Source organism: Mariprofundus ferrinatatus (assembly GCF_002795825.1).
GTDB lineage: Bacteria > Pseudomonadota > Zetaproteobacteria > Mariprofundales > Mariprofundaceae > Mariprofundus > Mariprofundus ferrinatatus.
The window spans coordinates 1,065,603-1,083,648 of sequence record NZ_CP018800.1; the positions used below are offsets into that span (position 1 = coordinate 1,065,603).

An 18,046-nucleotide genomic window follows, 5' to 3' on the forward strand; every position below is an offset into this window, starting at 1 on the left:
CGTTGGCGAACGCCGAACGGCGCTGCATTGCCTGCAGAGGCACAGCTGCCAAGCAGGAGATGCTCAGGTTGATTGTCGATGACGAAGGTGTCATCTGGCCGGACCTGACGCAGAAACTGCCGGGCAGGGGTGTTTACCTCTGCATGCAGGCGGAGTGTCTGGCGGCTTTAAACGACAGGCGACTGCAGCCGCTGAAGGCCAAGTTCAGGGTGAACTTGCCACAGTGGCCTGAACTTAAGGAGCGCATGCTGTGTATCCTTGAGAAGCAGTTGTCGCAGATGTTTGCGCGTTTGCGCGTGAAGACTGAGATTGGCAGGGATGCAGTGATGCATCGACTGTGGAATAATGCGCCATTCATGCTGCTGATTGCAGCTGATGCGGGCAGTGCGGTAGTCCGGCAGATAGAGGACGCCGTAGAGAAGAGAGAGCAGGCAGGGCAGCACACCCTCGTTGTTCAGGTGGAATCCAGGCTTTGGCTTGGAGAGAAGCTCGGACGAGAGGCTGTGGCAGTGGCAGGCATGGATGTGGCAGGCAGTATGGCATCCAATGCTGGAAAACTGGTGAAGTTCTGCAGCTGGTATGGACAACTAAAGGCGATAGGGTAAGTAGTAAACATGGCAAAACGTATTCTCGATCTGGCAAAAGAACTCGGCGTAGACGCGTCCGACATTCAGCGTGTTGCCGTGCAGTGCAATATCGTGGTGAGCGGACCAACCAGTGCACTGGATGCCGATGATCAGGCGAAGATTCGAGCCGCACTGAAAAAGGGCGCCAAGCCTGGCGCTAAACCTGGAGGCGGCAAAACGCTGACCCTGAACCGTCCGATGATGGCCGGCCAGGCTCGCGGCGGCGCCCAGGTTGAGGGTCGCGGGCGCACCGTTGAAGTCGCCGTACGCCGTCGCCATACACCCGTCGCCAAGCCGGGCGCACCAGTGAGCAGGCCTGCTACTGCCGCTGCTGCGAATAAACCACTGGCTCCGGCCCAGCGTGCCGCTGCTGCCGTTGAGCAGAAAAAACAGCAAGAGGTAAGCAGAATTCAGGAGAAGGCGGCCGCAGCAGCACAAGCTGCAGAGGCACCTGCTGTTGAAGCCGCTGCTGTCGTGACGAAACCTGCTGCCAAGAAACCGGCTTTGACCCCGGCCCAGCGTGCAGCTGCAGCTACCGCAGCGATCAAACAGGCACCGCCTGTAAGCCGTCCGGCTGCAGCACGCACAGAGAATCGTCCTGCCGGTAATCGTCCTGCTGCCAACCGTCCCGCCGGTGAGCGACCTGCTGCCAACCGTCCGGCGGCCAATCGTCCTGCCGGTGCCCGCCCGGGAAACCGTCCTGCCGGCGCACGGCCTGAAGCGACGCATAAGGGCCCCCGCACAACCATCCGTCGCGGCCTGACCCCGGCCCAGATTGCTGCATCGAAGGCGCCGAGTTCATCGGTGAAGCAGATTGAGAAGAAGATTTCAGAGGATCGGGCAAGCCAGCGCAGGGCCGGGCCGCAACAGCGTCCCGACCGCAGTGGCGGACCAGCCCAGCAGGCAGCAACCCGTCGGGCCCCGTCCGTCGCTGTATCTCCCGATGCAACGGCACCAGCTGCACCTGCAGGTCCACAGCGTCGCCGTCCCGGCGGGGCAGGTGGTCCGGCTGGAGCAAGGCCTCAGCGCAGACTCTCTCCGGCCGAGAAGGCGGCACGCAGAGCCTATGCCGAGAAGCGCCATGAGATCCTCACGCCGGAAATGGAAGAGCGCATGTCGCGTCTGGCTCGCGGTGGCAGAAAGCGTGACATCGGCATCTCCAAGGATGATGAAGCCTTTGTCATTCGTACGGTTGAAGTGACCGATCCGATTCTCGTCTCCGAACTGGCCAGCCGTATGGCGATCAAGAGTTCACAGGTGGTGAAGAAACTGTTCGAGATGGGTATGCCTACTACCGTGAATGAGGCGATCGATGCTGAAACTGCCGTACTGATCGTTGAAGAGTTCGGCCATACCCCGAAGATTATCAATGCCGGTGCTGTTGAAGATGTTCTGGTTGAGGATACTACCGAGGATGACCCGGAAGATCTGTGCCCTCGTCCGCCGGTTGTTGTAGTGATGGGTCATGTGGATCACGGCAAAACCTCCATCCTCGATGCCCTGCGCAAGGCGCATGTGGCCGATGGCGAAGCCGGTGGCATCACCCAGCATATCGGTGCTTATATGGTGAAACTGGAGAGCGGTGAGCGCGTTGTCTTTATCGATACGCCTGGTCATGAGGCCTTTACAGGTCTGCGTGCCCGCGGTGCCAGCATGACCGACGTGGCTGTACTTGTTGTGGCTGCCGATGACGGTGTCATGCCGCAGACTGTCGAGGCACTGAACCACGCCCGCGCTGCCGGTGTACCGATGATCGTTGCAGTGAACAAGATGGATAAAGAGGGGGCTGATCCTGAGAAGGTGATGCGTCAGCTGGCCGAACATGAGGTGATTCCTGAGGACTGGGGCGGCGATACGATCTTCGTACCGGTATCCGCGCATACCGGCCAGGGTCTGGATGACCTGCTTGAGATGCTTGCACTGCAGACCGAGATTCTGGAGCTGAAAGCCAATCCGAAACGTCGCGGTAAGGGTATCGTGGTTGAATCACGACTGGATCGCGGCCGCGGACCCGTGGCAACCGTGCTGGTTCAGAACGGAACATTCCATCAGGGCGATACCGTTGTTGTAGGCTCTGCGACCGGCCGCTTGCGTGCGATTGTGGATGAAAACTCCGTGCAGCACAGGACTGCAGGACCCTCCATCCCGTTCGAACTGCTCGGCCTCGATTCGGTTCCCGAAGCCGGTCAGGAGATCTACGCAGTTGAGAATGAGAAACAGGCTCGTGATATCGTAAGTTATCGTAAGAATATCGAACGCGAGCAGGGTGCCGAGGCGAAGAAACGTGCAAGCCTGGATGAACTCTTTGCCAACATGCAGAGCGGCATCAAGGAAGTTCCTGTGCTTATCAAGGGTGATGTGACCGGATCGGTTGAAGCGATGGCCGAATCACTGGCCAAGGCGGGTACCGACGAGGTGAAGGTGAAAGTGGTTCACAAGGCGATCGGTGGTATTACCGAGTCGGATGTGATGCTGGCATCTGCCGCCAACGCCATCATTATCGGTTTCAATGTCCGCCCAGAAGCGAAAGCTAAGAAGGTGGCTGAAACAGAAGGCGTAGATGTCCGTTTCTACAAGGTTATTTACGATGCCATTGACGAGATCAAGGCTGCAATGGCCGGTGTTCTTTCACCGGATAAGGTGGAGAAGGTGATCGGTGAAGCCGAAGTTCGCGATGTCTTCCAGACACCGAAGGTCGGCGCGGTTGCCGGCTGCTACATGACAGACGGATTTGTCACACGTGGTGCCAAGGTGCGTGTACTGCGCGAAGGCGTGCTTATCTATGACGGTGAACTGGCAAGCCTGCGTCGATTCAAGGATGACGTGAAAGAGGTGAAGAGTGGTTACGAGTGCGGCATGAGCATCGAGAAGTTCAATGACGTGAAGGTCGGAGATCGCTTCGAGTTTTATATCATTGAGGAAGTTGCGGCTACTCTGTAAGACAGGATGAGACATCTGGCTCCTGCGCAACAGCGCCTGCTGACTGATATTCAGCGTCTGCTCTCCACACTTCTGCTTCGCGATGTTGCAGATCCGCGGCTTTTCAATATCTCGATTACGCGAGTTGAATCGCCCGGGCGTCAGACGGTTGATGTCTGGGTTTACCGGGCTAACGAAGAGGATTCCGGATCGGTGCTGCATGCACTGGAACGGATTACGCCTCACTTTGAACATGAACTCAGGCGAGCACTGCCAAAACGGCGGCTTCCCAGGCTTCGTTTTAAGTGGGATAAAGCGTTCGAGAAGAGCGGTGATGTGCTGATGCTGCTGAAAAAGCTGGAGTCCGAACAGTGAGCTCAACGCTTCAGCCGCAGTTTTGCGATGTGGACTGGGAACCCGTCATTCGAGCCATCGAACAGGCTGATTCGATTATCCTTACCACCCACTGCAATCCCGATGGTGACGGTATCGGATCCCAGCTCGCGCTCTACGATACCCTGACAGCCATGGGCAAGCGTGTGCGTATGTTTAATCGTGACGGTATTCCGCGCATCTACACCTTTCTCGAACATGCCTGGAATGTGGAACGCGGCCATCTGCAGCCGCAAACCCATAACTGCGACCTGATTATCAGCCTCGACAGTGGTGCCAAGGGACGACTCGGTCTCTCCGACGACTTTTTTGAAGGCAGCACGCTGATCAATATCGACCACCACGCCAGCAACAAGCTTTACGGGGATTACAATCTCGTCGACAGCCGCTACTGCGCGACCGGCGCGATGATTTTCGACCTGATGATCGCGATGGAGATGCCGTTGACAGTGGCCAGCGCCAGTGCGATCTATACAGCGATTCTGACCGATACAGCCAGTTTCCGTCTTGCTTCAGCCACGGCCAGTGTCTATCGCATGGCTGCGGATCTGGTGGATGCCGGCGCCAAACCTTGGCCGATCAGCATGGGCATCTACGAGAGTCGTCCGCTGGCAGGGCTCCATATCCTCTCCGCCTGTCTCGAGACGCTGGAGATTCACGATGAGGGGCGCTCGGCCTGGTTGTTCATTACCCGAGAGATGTATGAAGACACCGGAGCCGATGTTGAGGACTCTGAGGGGTTGATCGATTACGGTCGCAGTATCGACGGTGTTGAGGTTGCCGTGCTCATCCGCAGCGATGAGAACGACAGTAATTGCTGGAAGGTAAGCTTCAGGGGTAAAACCTTTGCGGATGTCGGAAAACTGGCCGGAACGCTTGGCGGCGGCGGCCATCACTATGCTGCAGGGTGCCTGATGCGCGGAAGTTTCGATGAGGTTCGCGATCGCGTTCGCAGCGCCGTCAGCACGACACTCTCCTAGGGCACTACCATTTCCATTTCACCACCTGTTTCAGGCATCGTTCTTCTTGATAAGCCGCTTGGCTGGAGTTCACGCCAGGCCGTGAATTCGGTTGTGCGCATCTTCACCCGTGCGGGGGAGAAGCGCATCAAGGCCGGCCATGGCGGCACACTCGATCCACTGGCTACCGGGATGTTGCCGATCCTGATCGGTGAGGCGACCCGCTATGCTGAGCTGGGGCTCTCTGCTGAAAAGAGCTACAGGGTTACATTCGACCTCAGTTACCAGACCGACACGCTGGATCTTGAGGGTGAGGTGACAGCCCGTTTTGAACAGGTCATCGGCCGTGAAACCCTGGAAGATGCCCTGGCCGCTTTCAGGGGTGATCTCGATCAGGTGCCACCGGCCTATTCGGCGATACGTATCGACGGCAGGCGTGCGCATGAGATGGCGCGCAAGGGCGAAACGGTAGCAATGAAATCGCGCAGGATTACCATTCTTGCGTTGAATCTGGTCGCATTTGAATTTCCACTGGTCACCCTGGAGGTGCGCTGCTCCAAGGGCACCTATATCCGTTCCCTGGCACGCGATATCGGTGAACGGCTCGGCCTTGGCGGTTGCGTGACAGAACTCAGGCGCCTCTCAACCGGCGGTTGGCCCGAGGCGATGATGGTCAACATCGATGAGTTAAAAACGCGACAAGATCAGTGCCTGTTGCCTTTGGCGGTGTGGCTGCGCAACCTGACCCCCGTGCAACTGTCGGATGATGAGCCGAAGCGTTTCCTGCAGGGGCAGCGCATTCAACTGAAAAACTCATCAGCCGGGGAAGCGGAGCTGGAGGTTGCGGTTTTCGAGGCTGCAACCCTGCTGGGAACCGGCCAGTTAAAATCCGGCATGCGGCATATGGTGCTGCATCCGGTCCGGATTCTGCCCTCTGCACAGGCGCTATACCTGTAGGCAGGGTTAAAGAACAGATGATTGATAACGTTTAAACAGAAAGGAGAAGAGCGTGGGACTATTTACATCAGCACCGAAAGCGGGTGACAAGGATATTCCGGAAGGTAATCACATCAAGATCGAGACCGAGAAGGGAGAGATCCTGATTGAGCTATACCCCGATTCGGCACCGAACCATGTGGCCAACTTCAAGAGCCTGGCCGGAAAGGGTTTTTATGACGGATTATCATTCCATCGTGTGATCGCCGGATTTATGGCGCAGGGTGGTGACCCTGACGGCAACGGCACAGGCGGACCGGGTTACGCGATTGATGCCGAATTCAACGATCGCAAGCATGTACGGGGCACTTTGGCGATGGCACGTTCAGCCAATCCCAATTCGGCAGGCAGCCAGTTCTACATCTGTTTTGGTCCGCAGCCGCATCTGGATGGCCAGTACACCATCTTCGGACAGGTGATCGAAGGCATGCAGGCTGTGGATGACATTCGCCAGGGTGATGTGATGACCAGGGTCTCCGTACTGCCTTAACAGGCGCCGTTCACGAATGAAAAGGGCGGGTGAATACCTGCCCTTTTTCGTGCTATCTTTTTGCGGTCACTACGGCTCGAATCGGGGCGGGATACCCCTCGATCGTTAAAGAGGAGTCATTCGGATCGAGGAACTCAGGCAGTGACTCAAAGGTCATCCACTCCGTGCCGCGCTGCTCATCTGTGGTGGTGGGGCAGACATCAACGATCTGGATGCGCGTGAATCCTGCCCGTTTCAGCCAGATCTTCAGCATTGCCACGCTCGGAATAAACCAGACATTGCGCATCTTGGCATAACGGCCATGTGGAATCAGGCAGGTCTGCTCATCGCCCTCAACTACCAGTGTGTCGATTACCAGTTCACCCTCTTCATTTAACAACCCTTTCAGTTCGATCAGATGATCAATCGGGGATTTTCGGTGGTAGAGAATGCCCATCGAGAAGACCGTGTCGAAGCAGTGCATCTTCACAGGCATATCTTCGATGCCGACCGGCAGGATAAAGGCGGGCGCATCGGGGGCGTATCGCTTGATGGTTGCGAAATGCATCGAGAAGAGGGGGGTGGGGTCGATGCCAATCACCAGTTTGGCATCACACCCGAGCATGCGCCAGAGGTGGTAACCTGATCCGCAGCCGACGTCGAGGATGGTCCGGCCCTGCAGCGGAGAGATGGCCTCGCTGAGGCGATCCCACTTCCAGTCCGAGCGCCACTCGGTATCGATATGAACGCCGAAGATATCAAAAGGTCCCTTGCGCCAGGGGTGCATCTGTTTCAGCGCTGATTCGATCTCCCGTTCATGCATGCCAGTGTCGGCAGGCGTGCCGATTTTCAGCGCTGAGGCGTTGAAATCGATCTCAGAAGGGGTGATGTCGGGCAGGGCATCAAAACCGCCTTGCCAGCGCTTCAGGTCACCGTGCTTAAGGATTTTATGCCATCCCTTCTCGTGCAGAGCCATCAACAGCTCGGAAAACCCTGCCAGTGCGGAGTCAGCCACTGCCTGCTGCAGCTTTATGCCTTCACGATCCTTATAGGCTCTCATTTGATGGCGATCACGGATGCAAAGTTGAAACACTGGAACCATGTGTAGGAGGCGGAAAATCCGGCCTCCCTGAGGCGTGCATGGTGCACGCTCTGCGTTTCAGGAATCAGTACATTCTCCAGGGCAGTGCGTTTACGGCTGATCTCCATATCGGAGTAGCCCTGTGCACGTTTAAAGGCCTCATGCAGCTCGATCTGGCGCAGGTTTTCATCTGCATCCTCAAAGGCGATTTTCTCGGAGAGGATCAGTACGCCACCGGGCCTAAGGCCATCGCAGATTTTTGTCAGCAGCTTCAGACGCTGCGATTTCTCCACAAACTGCAATACGAAATTGAGCACCACAACGGAAGCATTTTCGATCCCGGCTTCGACAATATCCCCGCAGATGATCTCCACACTCTCATCTTTCAGCATCTCCCTGCAGCGCTCGACCATGGCAGGGGAGTTATCCACAGCGATAATAGCGCACTGCTTGCCGGCAGCGCCGCGGCTCAGCGCCATGGTTGCAGCTCCGAGTGAGCAGCCGAGATCGTAAAGGTTGGAGTTCTCCTGCGCGTACTGATGCGCCAGCAACTCAACCATCTGCAGCGTCTGCCCATATCCCGGTACCGAACGACTGATCATGTCCGCGAAAACGGAGGCAACCCTGTCATCAAAGGTAAAACCGTTTTCGTGGATTTTGTCGATGTAGATGGCGTCGCGGCTCATGCGGCGAAATCTGAACTAAAACCGGTGCGGGAGAAACCGGCTAATCCCTGTTTTTTTTCCTGCCGTTTGCTTTACGGTTGTCAAAATCGCAGCGCAGCTCCTCAAGCGTATCATGGTAGCCTTCGCCATCTCCATAATCGAGGAAGCGGCTGTAGCGGCGATGTGACCCGGCGACCCGGCGGGCATGCTTGATCGGACACCAGTACTGTTCGGTGCGGGCCCCGATCTCCCTGACGTAGGAGATCAGTCCGTTGGCATAGGCGCAGTAGAAGCAGTTGAACTTCTCGAGTATGTTCAGGTAGGCAAGCTGGTGTCGGTCATAGATCATGTGATCCCGGCGGCGAACCTTCGGGATGCCGTAGACCGGAAAACAGACCAGCTGATATAGCGTGACAAACAGGTCGAGAAGAACAAACGGGAAGAGCAGGGCATAGACAAAAGGGGCTGTTAGCGCGACAAGTGGTCGAGCTTCAGCAATATAGCGGAGAAGGTTTGTTTTCAGCTCTCTGTGGCGTTCGAGAATCTCCTGTTCGAATCGGATCCTCTGTCCTACGATCTGGAAACGGAGTTCATCGCGACGCGCTGCCAGTTCATTTTCAAGCTCATCTTCCAGTTTACGGATCTTCTCAATCAGTTCGTTGACCTGTCTGTTCATGGGGAGCCCCCTTCATTGCTAGCATAGAACAATCATGAGGGAATAGGTATCTATTCTGCTGCACTGCCAAAAATCATCTATAATAGGTGTACAGCAGAAAACTCATGAATGGTTGTGCTGTAAGGGGTCTCTGATGGAAGGTCTCTATTTTCTTGCGCCAACACTATTGGCCATCCTGCTTTCGATGCTGTTTGTGCGTGCCGGAGCTATCATGCTGGTGCTGACCGGGATGCGCTATGAACAGGCGAAATTCCAGGCGCTTTCGGCCTTCACCGCTACTGGGTTTACCACGCGTGAGGCTGAGCGCGTGGTCAATCATCCGGTACGGCGAAAAATCATAAGCATCCTGATGATCGGAGGTTATGCCGGTGTGGCTACTGTGATTGTGGGTGCAACCATCGCATTTGCCACCACTTCCAGTCAGACATTGCCAGAAGCAGCCCTGATTCTCACGGCAGGGGTTCTGATCATCTACCTGATCGCGCGCAGTTCGGGGCTGATGGGCTACTGGGAGGCGTTTATTGAGCGGCTGTTAAGGAAGAGGCTGTTCTTCGAATTCGAGCCTGTTGAGGAGCTTCTCCATCTCGCCGACGGTTATGGGCTGGTCAAACTGGAGATGCGTGCGGATTCGCCACTGATTGGCCAGACGATTATCGAGATCGGCAGCGAACGCAAGGGGGTGCTGATCCTCGGTATCGAACGCAATCACTCATGGCTGCCTGCCCGCCAAATGCAGGATGTACTCCAGGAGGGTGATGAACTGGTCATTTACGGCCACCTGCAGAAGATGAAGGCTGAGTTCGAGACTGCCTATCTGCCTGACTGAATATACAGATTATCTTTCTGTTACAGTCGTTTATTGATCTCTCTTAAGATGGTGTTTGATACCTCTTCATCACCAAACATGCCGACCCTGATCGAGATGCGTGTAGTGCTCTCGCTTGCCTTCTCCAGCTTGATGGTAATCTTTCTGTCGCTTGCCGTGCGGGCGATGATGCGGCTTGAGTAGACATCATATGCATCGCTTATCTTGGCAAACTTCAGGGCTGTTATGGCCCGGTTTGTCGCCGATACAGCCCGATTCAGAGGGGCCTCAAGATTGGCGTTAAGATCGCCTTTGATATAGGCAACAGATCCTGCTCCGGCACCGCCGGCAACCAGAACCATGCAGCTGCTGATGAGTGGCAGTATGATAAGCATGGAAAGTGTAAGCAAAAAACGTCTGTTCATCCTGTTCTCCTGAGCGGCCTGATGACCTGAATGTTGTCGATAGGATTAGTATAGATGATCCTCCTCCATATTGCTCTGCTCACAGATCGGTGCCGGGTTGCAATAAAAATCAAAAAGGGTGTATGATCGACCTGTGCAGCGTTCCTTCCTTCTTCCTGCTGCAGTGTATATGTTTATTGCAGCCCTGTTTGCCCTGACCGGCAGCATGCCTCTCCTACATGCCGAAGAGTCCTCCGAATCCTCTGTTTCACTGCAGGAAGATGCAGTTGTTGAGCAGAAATATCCTGAGACCATCGCAGTATTACAGCTGTTGTACGGTAATGAAGTACGTGCCGACCACCGCTATAAGCTCTACTCTGATACGGCTAAAGCGGATGGACACACCAATATCGCCTACCTTTTCAAGGCAATCGCTGCCTCAGAACAGGTGCATGCAGGGAATTTTCGTCGAATCCTGAAAAGTCTGGGCGCGGAGGTTCCTGAGATCGATTTGAGCGCCATCAAATCTTCGACCACGCAGGAAAACCTCAAATATGCGACCGACGTTGAACTCTCGGAGATCGATAAGGAGTATCCGCGATATATCAAGCGTACTGCAACCGAAAATCACCCGGAAGCCAATGAGTATATCAATTACGCCTGGGAAGCGGAGCGGCAGCACCGCGAACTGATCAAGGAGATCAAGAGCGGTACAGGCTTCTTTTTTAGTACGCTTCTGGATCGATTCCGTGAAAACAAGAGCGTCTATTATGTAAATCAGAATTGCGGGGCTACCGTCATGGAACTGCCTGCGGAAGATTGCCCAATCTGTCATAAACCACTGGACACCTACATAAAAGTACCCAAACCCTGATTCACCCCATGTTAGCCTGAGTTGAGAGCTGGGAGATGACTTGTGCGGTTAAACGGCGGCTATAGTCATTGACCTTCCAGTGCCCAGGCATCCAGCCGGCCAGGAACCGGTAAAAATCGGCCCAGGCAACCGGAAACATGGCGCGCCACTCCAGTTCAAGGGCATCGACATCAACCGCTTTTCCCTGTTTGCTGATGGCCTGTCTCAAACAGCTGAAATAACAGTCCAGCAACGCCTGCTCCCACGCGTCACAGAGGCACTCATCAAGGCAACTGCCTAGAAAGTAGACGACATCTTTCATGCCGCAACCACCACCGACATACTGGAAATCAACGGCGGCCACTAAACGGGAGTCGGAGGAGAAGCAGAAGTTTGCGATCTTGGCATCACCATGCACGAATGTTTTATAGCGGCACTTTTCCAGCAACGCATCGATGCCGGTTGCGGCTGCCTTTAAAGCCGGGTCCCCGATCCTGCTTAGTTCATCAGGGCGTGTCGCAAGGTGCCAGTAACTTCCGGTATGCCAGAGGCCGGCAGGCGATTCGTTGAGGAATGTCGCATGAAAGTTTGCTATCCAGTTCAGGCAGAGTTCCACTGCTGGGCGATCCATTTCAGTGCGGCGAACAGGGAAACCTGCATCATCGAGATCCTCAAGCACCATTACATGCTCATCGTCAGCCAGGGTTGCCGAGTAGTAGCAGTGGGGGACGTAACAATCCTTACTGCAGCGATTGGCGTAGTCGGCGTACCACGTCATCTCGACATCGTATGACTTTACCTTGCGCGAATGCGACAGGTCAGAGTGCCAGCCATACGGGTGATCCGCTTCAGTGGGAAAGCGCACATGTTTGAGGATGACGCTGTCGATTGCAGCACCCTCAAGGTGAATGCGTACGATCTCACCATATCCGCTCCACAGTGACTGGATCACCTCGCCTTTGGTTGCATTTGATGCGCCTGTGGCCTGCTTAATGATTTCAAGAAGGTTCTGTTTCATCGTGATTGAGTGTAAACGAAAAAGGGCTGCCTATGAAGGCAGCCCTGAATCTGTTGATGGCATTACTTAGCGGGGCAGGGTGGTTGTACCCATCAGGTACTCATCTACCGCATGGGCACATTGGCGACCCTCACGGATAGCCCAGACCACCAGTGACTGGCCGCGACGCATATCACCGGCTGCAAACACTTTATCGATACTGGTTGCATAGCCGGTGTCATTGGCAGCCACGTTACCGCGACCATCCTTCTCGACACCGAGCTCTTCCAGCATGCCTTCGTGCACGGGATGCACAAATCCCATTGCAAGTGTTACCAGCTGTGCAGGGAGTTCGAATTCGGAGCCAGGAATCTCTTCCATTTTCCACTGGCCGTTTTCATTGCTCCATTTGACACGAACACACTCGATCGCCTGTACGTTGCCATTCTCATCGCCAATAAAACGGCGGGTAGAAACTTCCCAATCTCGATTGCATCCCTCTTCCTGGGAAGTGGAGGTGCGCATCTTCATCGGATAATTCGGCCATGTTACCAGCTTGTCAGGGTTGTCAGCAGGACGAGGAAGAATCTCCAGCTGTGTCACCGATTCAGCACCGTGACGGTTTGATGTGCCGATGCAGTCAGAGCCGGTATCACCACCACCAATGACTACCACATGTTTACCAGCTGCCGATATAAACTCCTCTTCAGGAATATCGTCGCCCAGTACACGTTTGGTATTCTTGGTCAGGAACTCCATGGCAAAGTGGATGCCGTTCAGGTCGCGCCCTTCAATCGGAAGATCACGCGGTTTCTCTGAACCACCTGTTAACACCACAGCATCAAACCGGTTGAGCAGGTCGGATGCCGAAACATTATCACCTACGGCAGAGTTGACCCGGAACTCCACGCCCTCAGCGCGCATCTGCGCCATACGGCGGTCGATCACGGATTTATCGAACTTGAAGTTGGGAATACCGTAGCGCATCAGGCCACCGATGCGGTCATTCTTTTCGAAAACAACCACTTCGTGTCCGACGCGTGCCAGCTGCTGTGCACAGGAAAGGCCGGCAGGGCCAGATCCGACAATGGCCACGCGCTTGCCCGTTTTCTCTTTGGCAATCTGCGGTGTAATCCACCCTTCAGCCCACCCTTTCTCAACAATGGAGAGCTCGATATTTTTAATCGAGATGGCATCGCCGATCAGGTTGACCGTGCACGCCTCTTCACACGGGGCAGGGCAGATACGGCCGGTAAACTCAGGGAAGTTGTTGGTGGAGTGGAGAATATCCAGCGCTTCGCGCCAGCGGCCGTGGTACACCGCATCGTTCCAGTCCGGAATAATGTTGTTGATCGGACAACCGTTATGGCAGAAAGGAATGCCACAATCCATGCAGCGTGCTCCCTGTGTGCTCATATCCTCAGGCAGTTTGAAAAACTCGCCATAGTGGGTGATGCGATCAGCGACCGGGGCATAACTCAGGTTTTCACGTGAGAACTCTTTAAATCCGGTTGGCTTACCCATTTGCTTGCTCCTTTTCTGCAGCCTTCTCGGCTTCCATCTCTGCCAGTGCACGGCGGTACTCGACCGGCATTACCTTGACGAACTGACCAAGGTAGTCGTTCCAGTTCTCCAGAATACGTTTGCCCACAGCCGAATTGGTGTAGTGGACATGGCGCTGAATCAGCGTACGCAGGATCTTCTGGTCGTTCTGGGAGAGGCCATGTTTAATATCAACGCGACCATGTGTTTCAAGGTCTGCACCCTGATGATCCAACTCTTCCAGTGCATCGGCTTCAGAGGCAACCGGCTCAAGTGCGACCTGCGCCATGTTGCAGCGGTTCTCGAAAGTACCGTCGCGGTCCAGTACATACGCGATACCGCCGGACATGCCTGCAGCAAAGTTGCGGCCGGTTTCACCGAGCACAACAATCGTTCCGCCGGTCATGTACTCACAGCAGTGGTCACCCACGCCCTCGACTACGGCCACGGCGCCTGAGTTGCGAACGGCAAAGCGTTCTCCACCGACTCCTCGGAAATAACATTCGCCGGCAATCGCACCGAAAAGCACAGTGTTGCCGACAATGATGTTCTCTTCAGCAATGATCTTTGAATTGGCTGGCGGATAGATGGCGATACGACCGCCTGACAGTCCTTTACCAACGTAGTCGTTGCCTTCACCAGCCAGATCAATCGATACACCGCGCGTAAGCCATGCACCGAGTGACTGCCCAGCTATACCCTTTGCTTTAATGGCAATCGTGTCTTCAGGAAGCCCGGCATGGCCGTAACGCTTGGCAACCTGGCCGGAGAGCATGGTGCCGAAGCTGCGATCAACATTGCAAATCGGTGTTTCGATCACCACAGGAGTACCGTTCTCCAGTGCCGGCTGCGCCTGTTCGATCAGTTTATTGTCAATCAGTTTGTCGAGACCGTGGTCCTGTTTCTCAGTGTGATAAACAGAGGTGCCGTTGGCATCGACCTGATGGAAGATAGGGGAGAGATCCAGCCCTTTCGACTTCCAGTGTTTGATCGCCTCGTTGGTATCGAGAAGGTCAGATCTTCCGATCATCTCATCGAAGGTTCTGAAGCCCAGTTCAGCCATGATCTCACGCGCCTCTTCGGCAACATACATGAAGAAGTTGACCACATCCTCAGGCTTGCCGACGAACTTCTTGCGCAGCTCCGGATCCTGAGTGGCAACGCCGACTGGACAGGTGTTGAGGTGGCATTTACGCATCATGATGCAGCCTTCTGCAATCAGAGCGATGGTGCCGAACGCAACCTCATCGGCGCCAAGCAGTGCCGCAATGACAACGTCGCGTCCGGTACGCATCTGGCCATCGGCCTGCAAAATTGTGCGACCACGCAGGCGGTTGAGAACCAGTGTCTGCTGCGTTTCAGCCAGTCCCAGCTCCCATGCAGAACCTGCATGCTTGATGGATGTCAGAGGCGATGCGCCGGTGCCGCCATCATGCCCGGCAATGACCACATGGTCGGCATGCGCCTTGACCACGCCGGCTGCAACCGTGCCAACTCCGATTTCTGATACCAGTTTTACAGAGATATCGGCAACTGGGTTGGTATTCTTGAGATCGAAGATCAGCTGAGCCAGATCTTCAATCGAGTAGATATCGTGATGCGGAGGCGGGGAGATCAGGCCCACGCCAGGTGTGGAGTGACGAACGCGACCGATGCGCTTATCGACCTTGTGGCCAGGCAGCTGCCCCCCTTCACCCGGTTTTGCACCCTGAGCCATCTTAATCTGAATCTGGTCGGAGTTGGCCAGATACTCGGTGGTTACACCGAAACGGCCCGATGCAACCTGCTTAATAGCAGAACGCATGGAGTCGCCATTGGCCATTGGTTTAAAACGGGCTGGCTCTTCGCCACCTTCACCGGTATTCGATTTGCCACCGATACGGTTCATGGCAATGGCTAGCGTGCTGTGCGCCTCATGCGAGATCGAACCGAACGACATTGCACCGGTAGCAAAACGTTTCACAATTTCAGCTGCAGGCTCAACTTCATCGATTGAAATCGGATTGCTGTCTTTAAATTTGAACAGGCCACGCAGTGTTTTCAGCTTTCCAGCCTGGTTGTTGATGGAGTCGGCATATTCTTTATATAATGAATAGTTAGATGTGCGTATTGCATGTTGAACTTTAGCGATTACCTCAGGGGTAAGGGTATGATCATCACCACGTGCACGCCATGCATAATCACCGCCGACATCCAGGGCATCTTTATAGATCATCACGCCGCGGAATGCATCGATATGACGCTGGGTCGCTTCCTGGGCAACCTCTGCAAGACCCGCACCTTCAATCTGAGTGGCTGTGCCGGTGAAGTACTTCTCGACAAAATCACTGGCCAGACCGACAGCCTCGAAGATCTGGGCTCCGCAGTATGACTGATAGGTGGAGATGCCCATCTTCGACATCACCTTGAACAGGCCCTTGCCGATCGCCTTGATATAGCGGGTTTCAATCTCCTGTTCGGAGAGATCTTCAGGCAGCTGACCATGACGTTTCATATCCACCAGCGTTTCAAAGGCGAGGTAAGGATTGATCGCTTCTGCACCAAAGCCGGCCAGGCAGGCAAAATGGTGTACTTCACGGGCAGAGCCTGTCTCGACAACCAGTCCGGTTTCGGTTCTGAGTCCTTTGCGGATCAGGTGATGGTGGACTGCAGATGTTGCAATCAGGGCAGGAATGGCAATGTGCTGCGCATCCATCTTGCGATCAGAGAGGATAATGATGTTGTAACGATCATTAACCGCCTTTTCGGCCTGTTTGCAGAGGTCTTCAATCGCCGCTTCCATGCCTGCGGCACCCTGGTCTATAGTGTAACAGGAGCAGAGGGTGATGGTGCGGAAACGGTTGTCGGTGTACTGATCGATATGGCGAATCTTCTCCACATCGACATTGGACAGGATCGGCTGATGCACCTCAAGGCGCAGCTGTGGCTCACTCTCTTCCAGGCCCAGAAGATTAGGGCGGGGCCCGATAATTGAGGTCAGGCTCATAACCATCTCTTCGCGAATCGGATCGATAGGTGGATTTGTTACCTGTGCAAAGAGCTGGCGGAAATAGTTGTAGAAAGGCTTGGCACGGTTGGAGAGAACAGTCAGGGGACTGTCATTACCCATGGAGCCGGTGCCCTCCTGGCCTGAAACCGCCATCGGTGTCATCAGGAATTTAATATCTTCCTGCGTGTAACCGAATGACTGCTGACGATGCAGCATGGTTTCGCGATCGGGAGCTTGCGGAGCCACCTCTTCAGGCAGGTTCTCCAGCTGGATCTGGGTTTTGGCCAGCCACTCCTGATAAGGCTTGGCGGATGCAAGCTGCTGTTTGATCTCGGCATCATCGATGATTCGGCCTGCTTCAAGGTCGATAAGCAGCATTTTACCCGGCTGCAGACGCCACTTTTTAACAATTCTCTCTTCTGGAATATCAAGAACGCCCATCTCCGATGCACCCAGCACCAGATCATCGTCGGTAACCAGGTAGCGGGCAGGACGAAGACCGTTGCGGTCAAGCGTTGCGCCGATCTGACGGCCATCCGTAAAGGCTACGGCAGCAGGGCCATCCCATGGCTCCATCAAGGCAGCGTGATGCTCGTAGAAAGCACGGCGCTGTTCATCCATGAGCTTATTGCCTGCCCAGGCTTCCGGGATCATCAGCATGGCTGCGTGTGCCAGTGAATAGCCGCCTGCAACCAGCAGTTCCAGAGCATTATCAAAGCATGCGGTATCTGACTGTCCTTCCTGGCTGATTGGCCAGAGTTTATCAAGATCTGCACCCAGCAGCTCCGATTTCATCGAGTGGCGGCGCGCATTCATCCAGTTGATATTGCCACGAACGGTGTTGATCTCACCATTATGTGCCATCATGCGGAACGGGTGTGCCAGTTCCCATGAAGGGAAGGTGTTGGTAGAGAAGCGCTGGTGCACCAGTGCAAGCGCAGAGGTCATGCGTGCATCGGCAAGGTCCTCGTAGTAGGCCGCCACCTGATGGGACAGGAACATGCCCTTGTATACAATGGTACGGCTGGAGAAGGATACGATATAGAAGTTGGCGCCATCTTTCATGCCCAGTGCCGCAACGGAATTGCTCACAACCTTACGGATGACAAACAGCTTGCGCTCAAAGGTGTCCTGGTCAGCACAATTGTCTCCGCGAGCCACGAAAAACTGGCGAATTACCGGTTCACAAGAGGTGACACTCTCCGGCAGGTCTGCACGTACGGAATCCACCGGCACATCGCGCCAGCCCAGCAGTGTCTGTCCTTCATCTGCAACCGTCTGCTCAATGATCTCCTGGCATGCTTTGCGATACGCTTTATCCTGGGGAAAGAAGACCATGCCGACGCCGTATTCTCCTTCGGCTGGAAGCTGGAAGTCGAGATCGGCTGTAACGGCTTCAAAAAACTGGTGGGGAATCTGCAGCAGAATGCCCGCACCATCGCCTTCGCGAGGATCTGCACCTGCAGCACCGCGGTGGGTGAGCCGTACGAGGATTTCAAGGCCTTTTTCGACAATGTCGTGGCTTTTTATGTTTTTGATATTGGCTACAAAACCTACGCCACAGGCATCATGCTCATTCCTGAAATCGTACAGTCCCTGCTTGACTGGCTTCCTGTTCACACTTGGTGAATTGCTCATGCTTCTAACCTCACAGATTAAGACTCAGACAATC

15 protein-coding genes are annotated in these 18,046 nt (G+C 54.9%); 8 read left to right on the forward strand and 7 right to left on the reverse strand.

Going from position 1 to position 18,046, the window contains the following annotated elements; translation table 11 throughout:
• The first annotated feature begins 2 nt into the window (after positions 1-2).
• From Ga0123462_RS05175 to Ga0123462_RS05200, 6 genes are read left to right on the forward strand one after another with little or no spacing between them, the layout of a single operon-like run.
• Entirely contained in the window at positions 3-605 is a 603-nt protein-coding gene (locus Ga0123462_RS05175) for a YlxR family protein (RefSeq protein WP_232726658.1), read from the forward strand.
• 9 nt (positions 606-614) lie between these two features.
• The gene (gene infB, locus Ga0123462_RS05180; protein ID WP_100265323.1) at positions 615-3,566 is read left to right on the forward strand and encodes a translation initiation factor IF-2; all 2,952 of its coding nucleotides are present in this window, start codon (positions 615-617) and stop codon (positions 3,564-3,566) included.
• Between the two features lie 6 nt (positions 3,567-3,572).
• Positions 3,573-3,920: a ribosome-binding factor A gene (locus Ga0123462_RS05185; RefSeq protein ID WP_100265324.1), complete on the forward strand. Its 348-nt coding sequence runs from the start codon at positions 3,573-3,575 to the stop codon at positions 3,918-3,920.
• On the forward strand, positions 3,917-4,918 hold the full coding sequence (locus Ga0123462_RS05190; RefSeq protein ID WP_100265325.1) for a DHH family phosphoesterase: 1,002 nt from the start codon (positions 3,917-3,919) through the stop codon (positions 4,916-4,918). The genes Ga0123462_RS05185 and Ga0123462_RS05190 overlap by 4 nt, the downstream gene beginning before the upstream one ends.
• Positions 4,919-4,954: 36 nt before the next feature.
• Positions 4,955-5,854 (forward strand): tRNA pseudouridine(55) synthase TruB, encoded by a 900-nt coding sequence (truB, locus tag Ga0123462_RS05195; RefSeq protein WP_257790534.1) that lies wholly within the window; start codon positions 4,955-4,957, stop codon positions 5,852-5,854.
• Between the two features lie 52 nt (positions 5,855-5,906).
• A complete protein-coding gene (locus Ga0123462_RS05200) occupies positions 5,907-6,383 on the forward strand; it encodes a peptidylprolyl isomerase (RefSeq protein ID WP_100265327.1) in 477 nt (158 codons plus the stop codon).
• A gap of 52 nt (positions 6,384-6,435) precedes the next feature.
• Here Ga0123462_RS05200 and cmoB read toward each other — a convergent pair whose 3' ends face one another.
• The 3 genes from cmoB to Ga0123462_RS05215 are packed head-to-tail and all read right to left on the reverse strand — an operon-like array spanning position 6,436 to position 8,784.
• Positions 6,436-7,422 (reverse strand): tRNA 5-methoxyuridine(34)/uridine 5-oxyacetic acid(34) synthase CmoB, encoded by a 987-nt coding sequence (gene cmoB, locus Ga0123462_RS05205; RefSeq protein ID WP_100265328.1) that lies wholly within the window; start codon positions 7,420-7,422, stop codon positions 6,436-6,438.
• On the reverse strand, positions 7,419-8,129 hold the full coding sequence (gene cmoA, locus Ga0123462_RS05210) for a carboxy-S-adenosyl-L-methionine synthase CmoA (RefSeq protein WP_100265329.1): 711 nt from the start codon (positions 8,127-8,129) through the stop codon (positions 7,419-7,421). Before cmoA ends, cmoB begins: the two co-directional genes overlap by 4 nt.
• 40 nt (positions 8,130-8,169) lie before the next feature.
• A complete protein-coding gene (locus Ga0123462_RS05215) occupies positions 8,170-8,784 on the reverse strand; it encodes a hypothetical protein (protein ID WP_100265330.1) in 615 nt (204 codons plus the stop codon).
• Between the two features lie 133 nt (positions 8,785-8,917).
• Between Ga0123462_RS05215 and Ga0123462_RS05220 the strand changes: the two genes are divergently transcribed.
• Positions 8,918-9,610: a TrkA C-terminal domain-containing protein gene (locus Ga0123462_RS05220; RefSeq protein WP_100265331.1), complete on the forward strand. Its 693-nt coding sequence runs from the start codon at positions 8,918-8,920 to the stop codon at positions 9,608-9,610.
• Positions 9,611-9,630: 20 nt separating this feature from the next.
• On the opposite strand, the gene Ga0123462_RS05225 is transcribed toward Ga0123462_RS05220, so the two are convergent.
• Positions 9,631-10,014, reverse strand: a complete 384-nt coding sequence (locus Ga0123462_RS05225; RefSeq protein WP_100265332.1) for a DUF3568 family protein — start codon at positions 10,012-10,014, stop codon at positions 9,631-9,633.
• A 133-nt stretch (positions 10,015-10,147) separates the two neighbouring features.
• On the opposite strand from Ga0123462_RS05225, the gene Ga0123462_RS05230 reads away from it, so the two are divergent.
• The gene (locus tag Ga0123462_RS05230) at positions 10,148-10,867 is read left to right on the forward strand and encodes a rubrerythrin family protein (protein WP_157821280.1); all 720 of its coding nucleotides are present in this window, start codon (positions 10,148-10,150) and stop codon (positions 10,865-10,867) included.
• 1 nt (position 10,868) lies between these two features.
• Here Ga0123462_RS05230 and Ga0123462_RS05235 read toward each other — a convergent pair whose 3' ends face one another.
• From Ga0123462_RS05235 to gltB, 3 genes are all read right to left on the reverse strand, one after another.
• Complete coding sequence (locus Ga0123462_RS05235; RefSeq protein ID WP_100265334.1) at positions 10,869-11,864, reverse strand: oxidoreductase family protein; 996 nt, start codon at positions 11,862-11,864, stop codon at positions 10,869-10,871.
• A 66-nt stretch (positions 11,865-11,930) separates the two neighbouring features.
• On the reverse strand, positions 11,931-13,367 hold the full coding sequence (locus Ga0123462_RS05240; protein ID WP_100265335.1) for a glutamate synthase subunit beta: 1,437 nt from the start codon (positions 13,365-13,367) through the stop codon (positions 11,931-11,933).
• A complete protein-coding gene (gltB, locus tag Ga0123462_RS05245; RefSeq protein ID WP_100265336.1) occupies positions 13,360-18,012 on the reverse strand; it encodes a glutamate synthase large subunit in 4,653 nt (1,550 codons plus the stop codon). Before gltB ends, Ga0123462_RS05240 begins: the two co-directional genes overlap by 8 nt.
• Positions 18,013-18,046 lie beyond the last annotated feature (34 nt).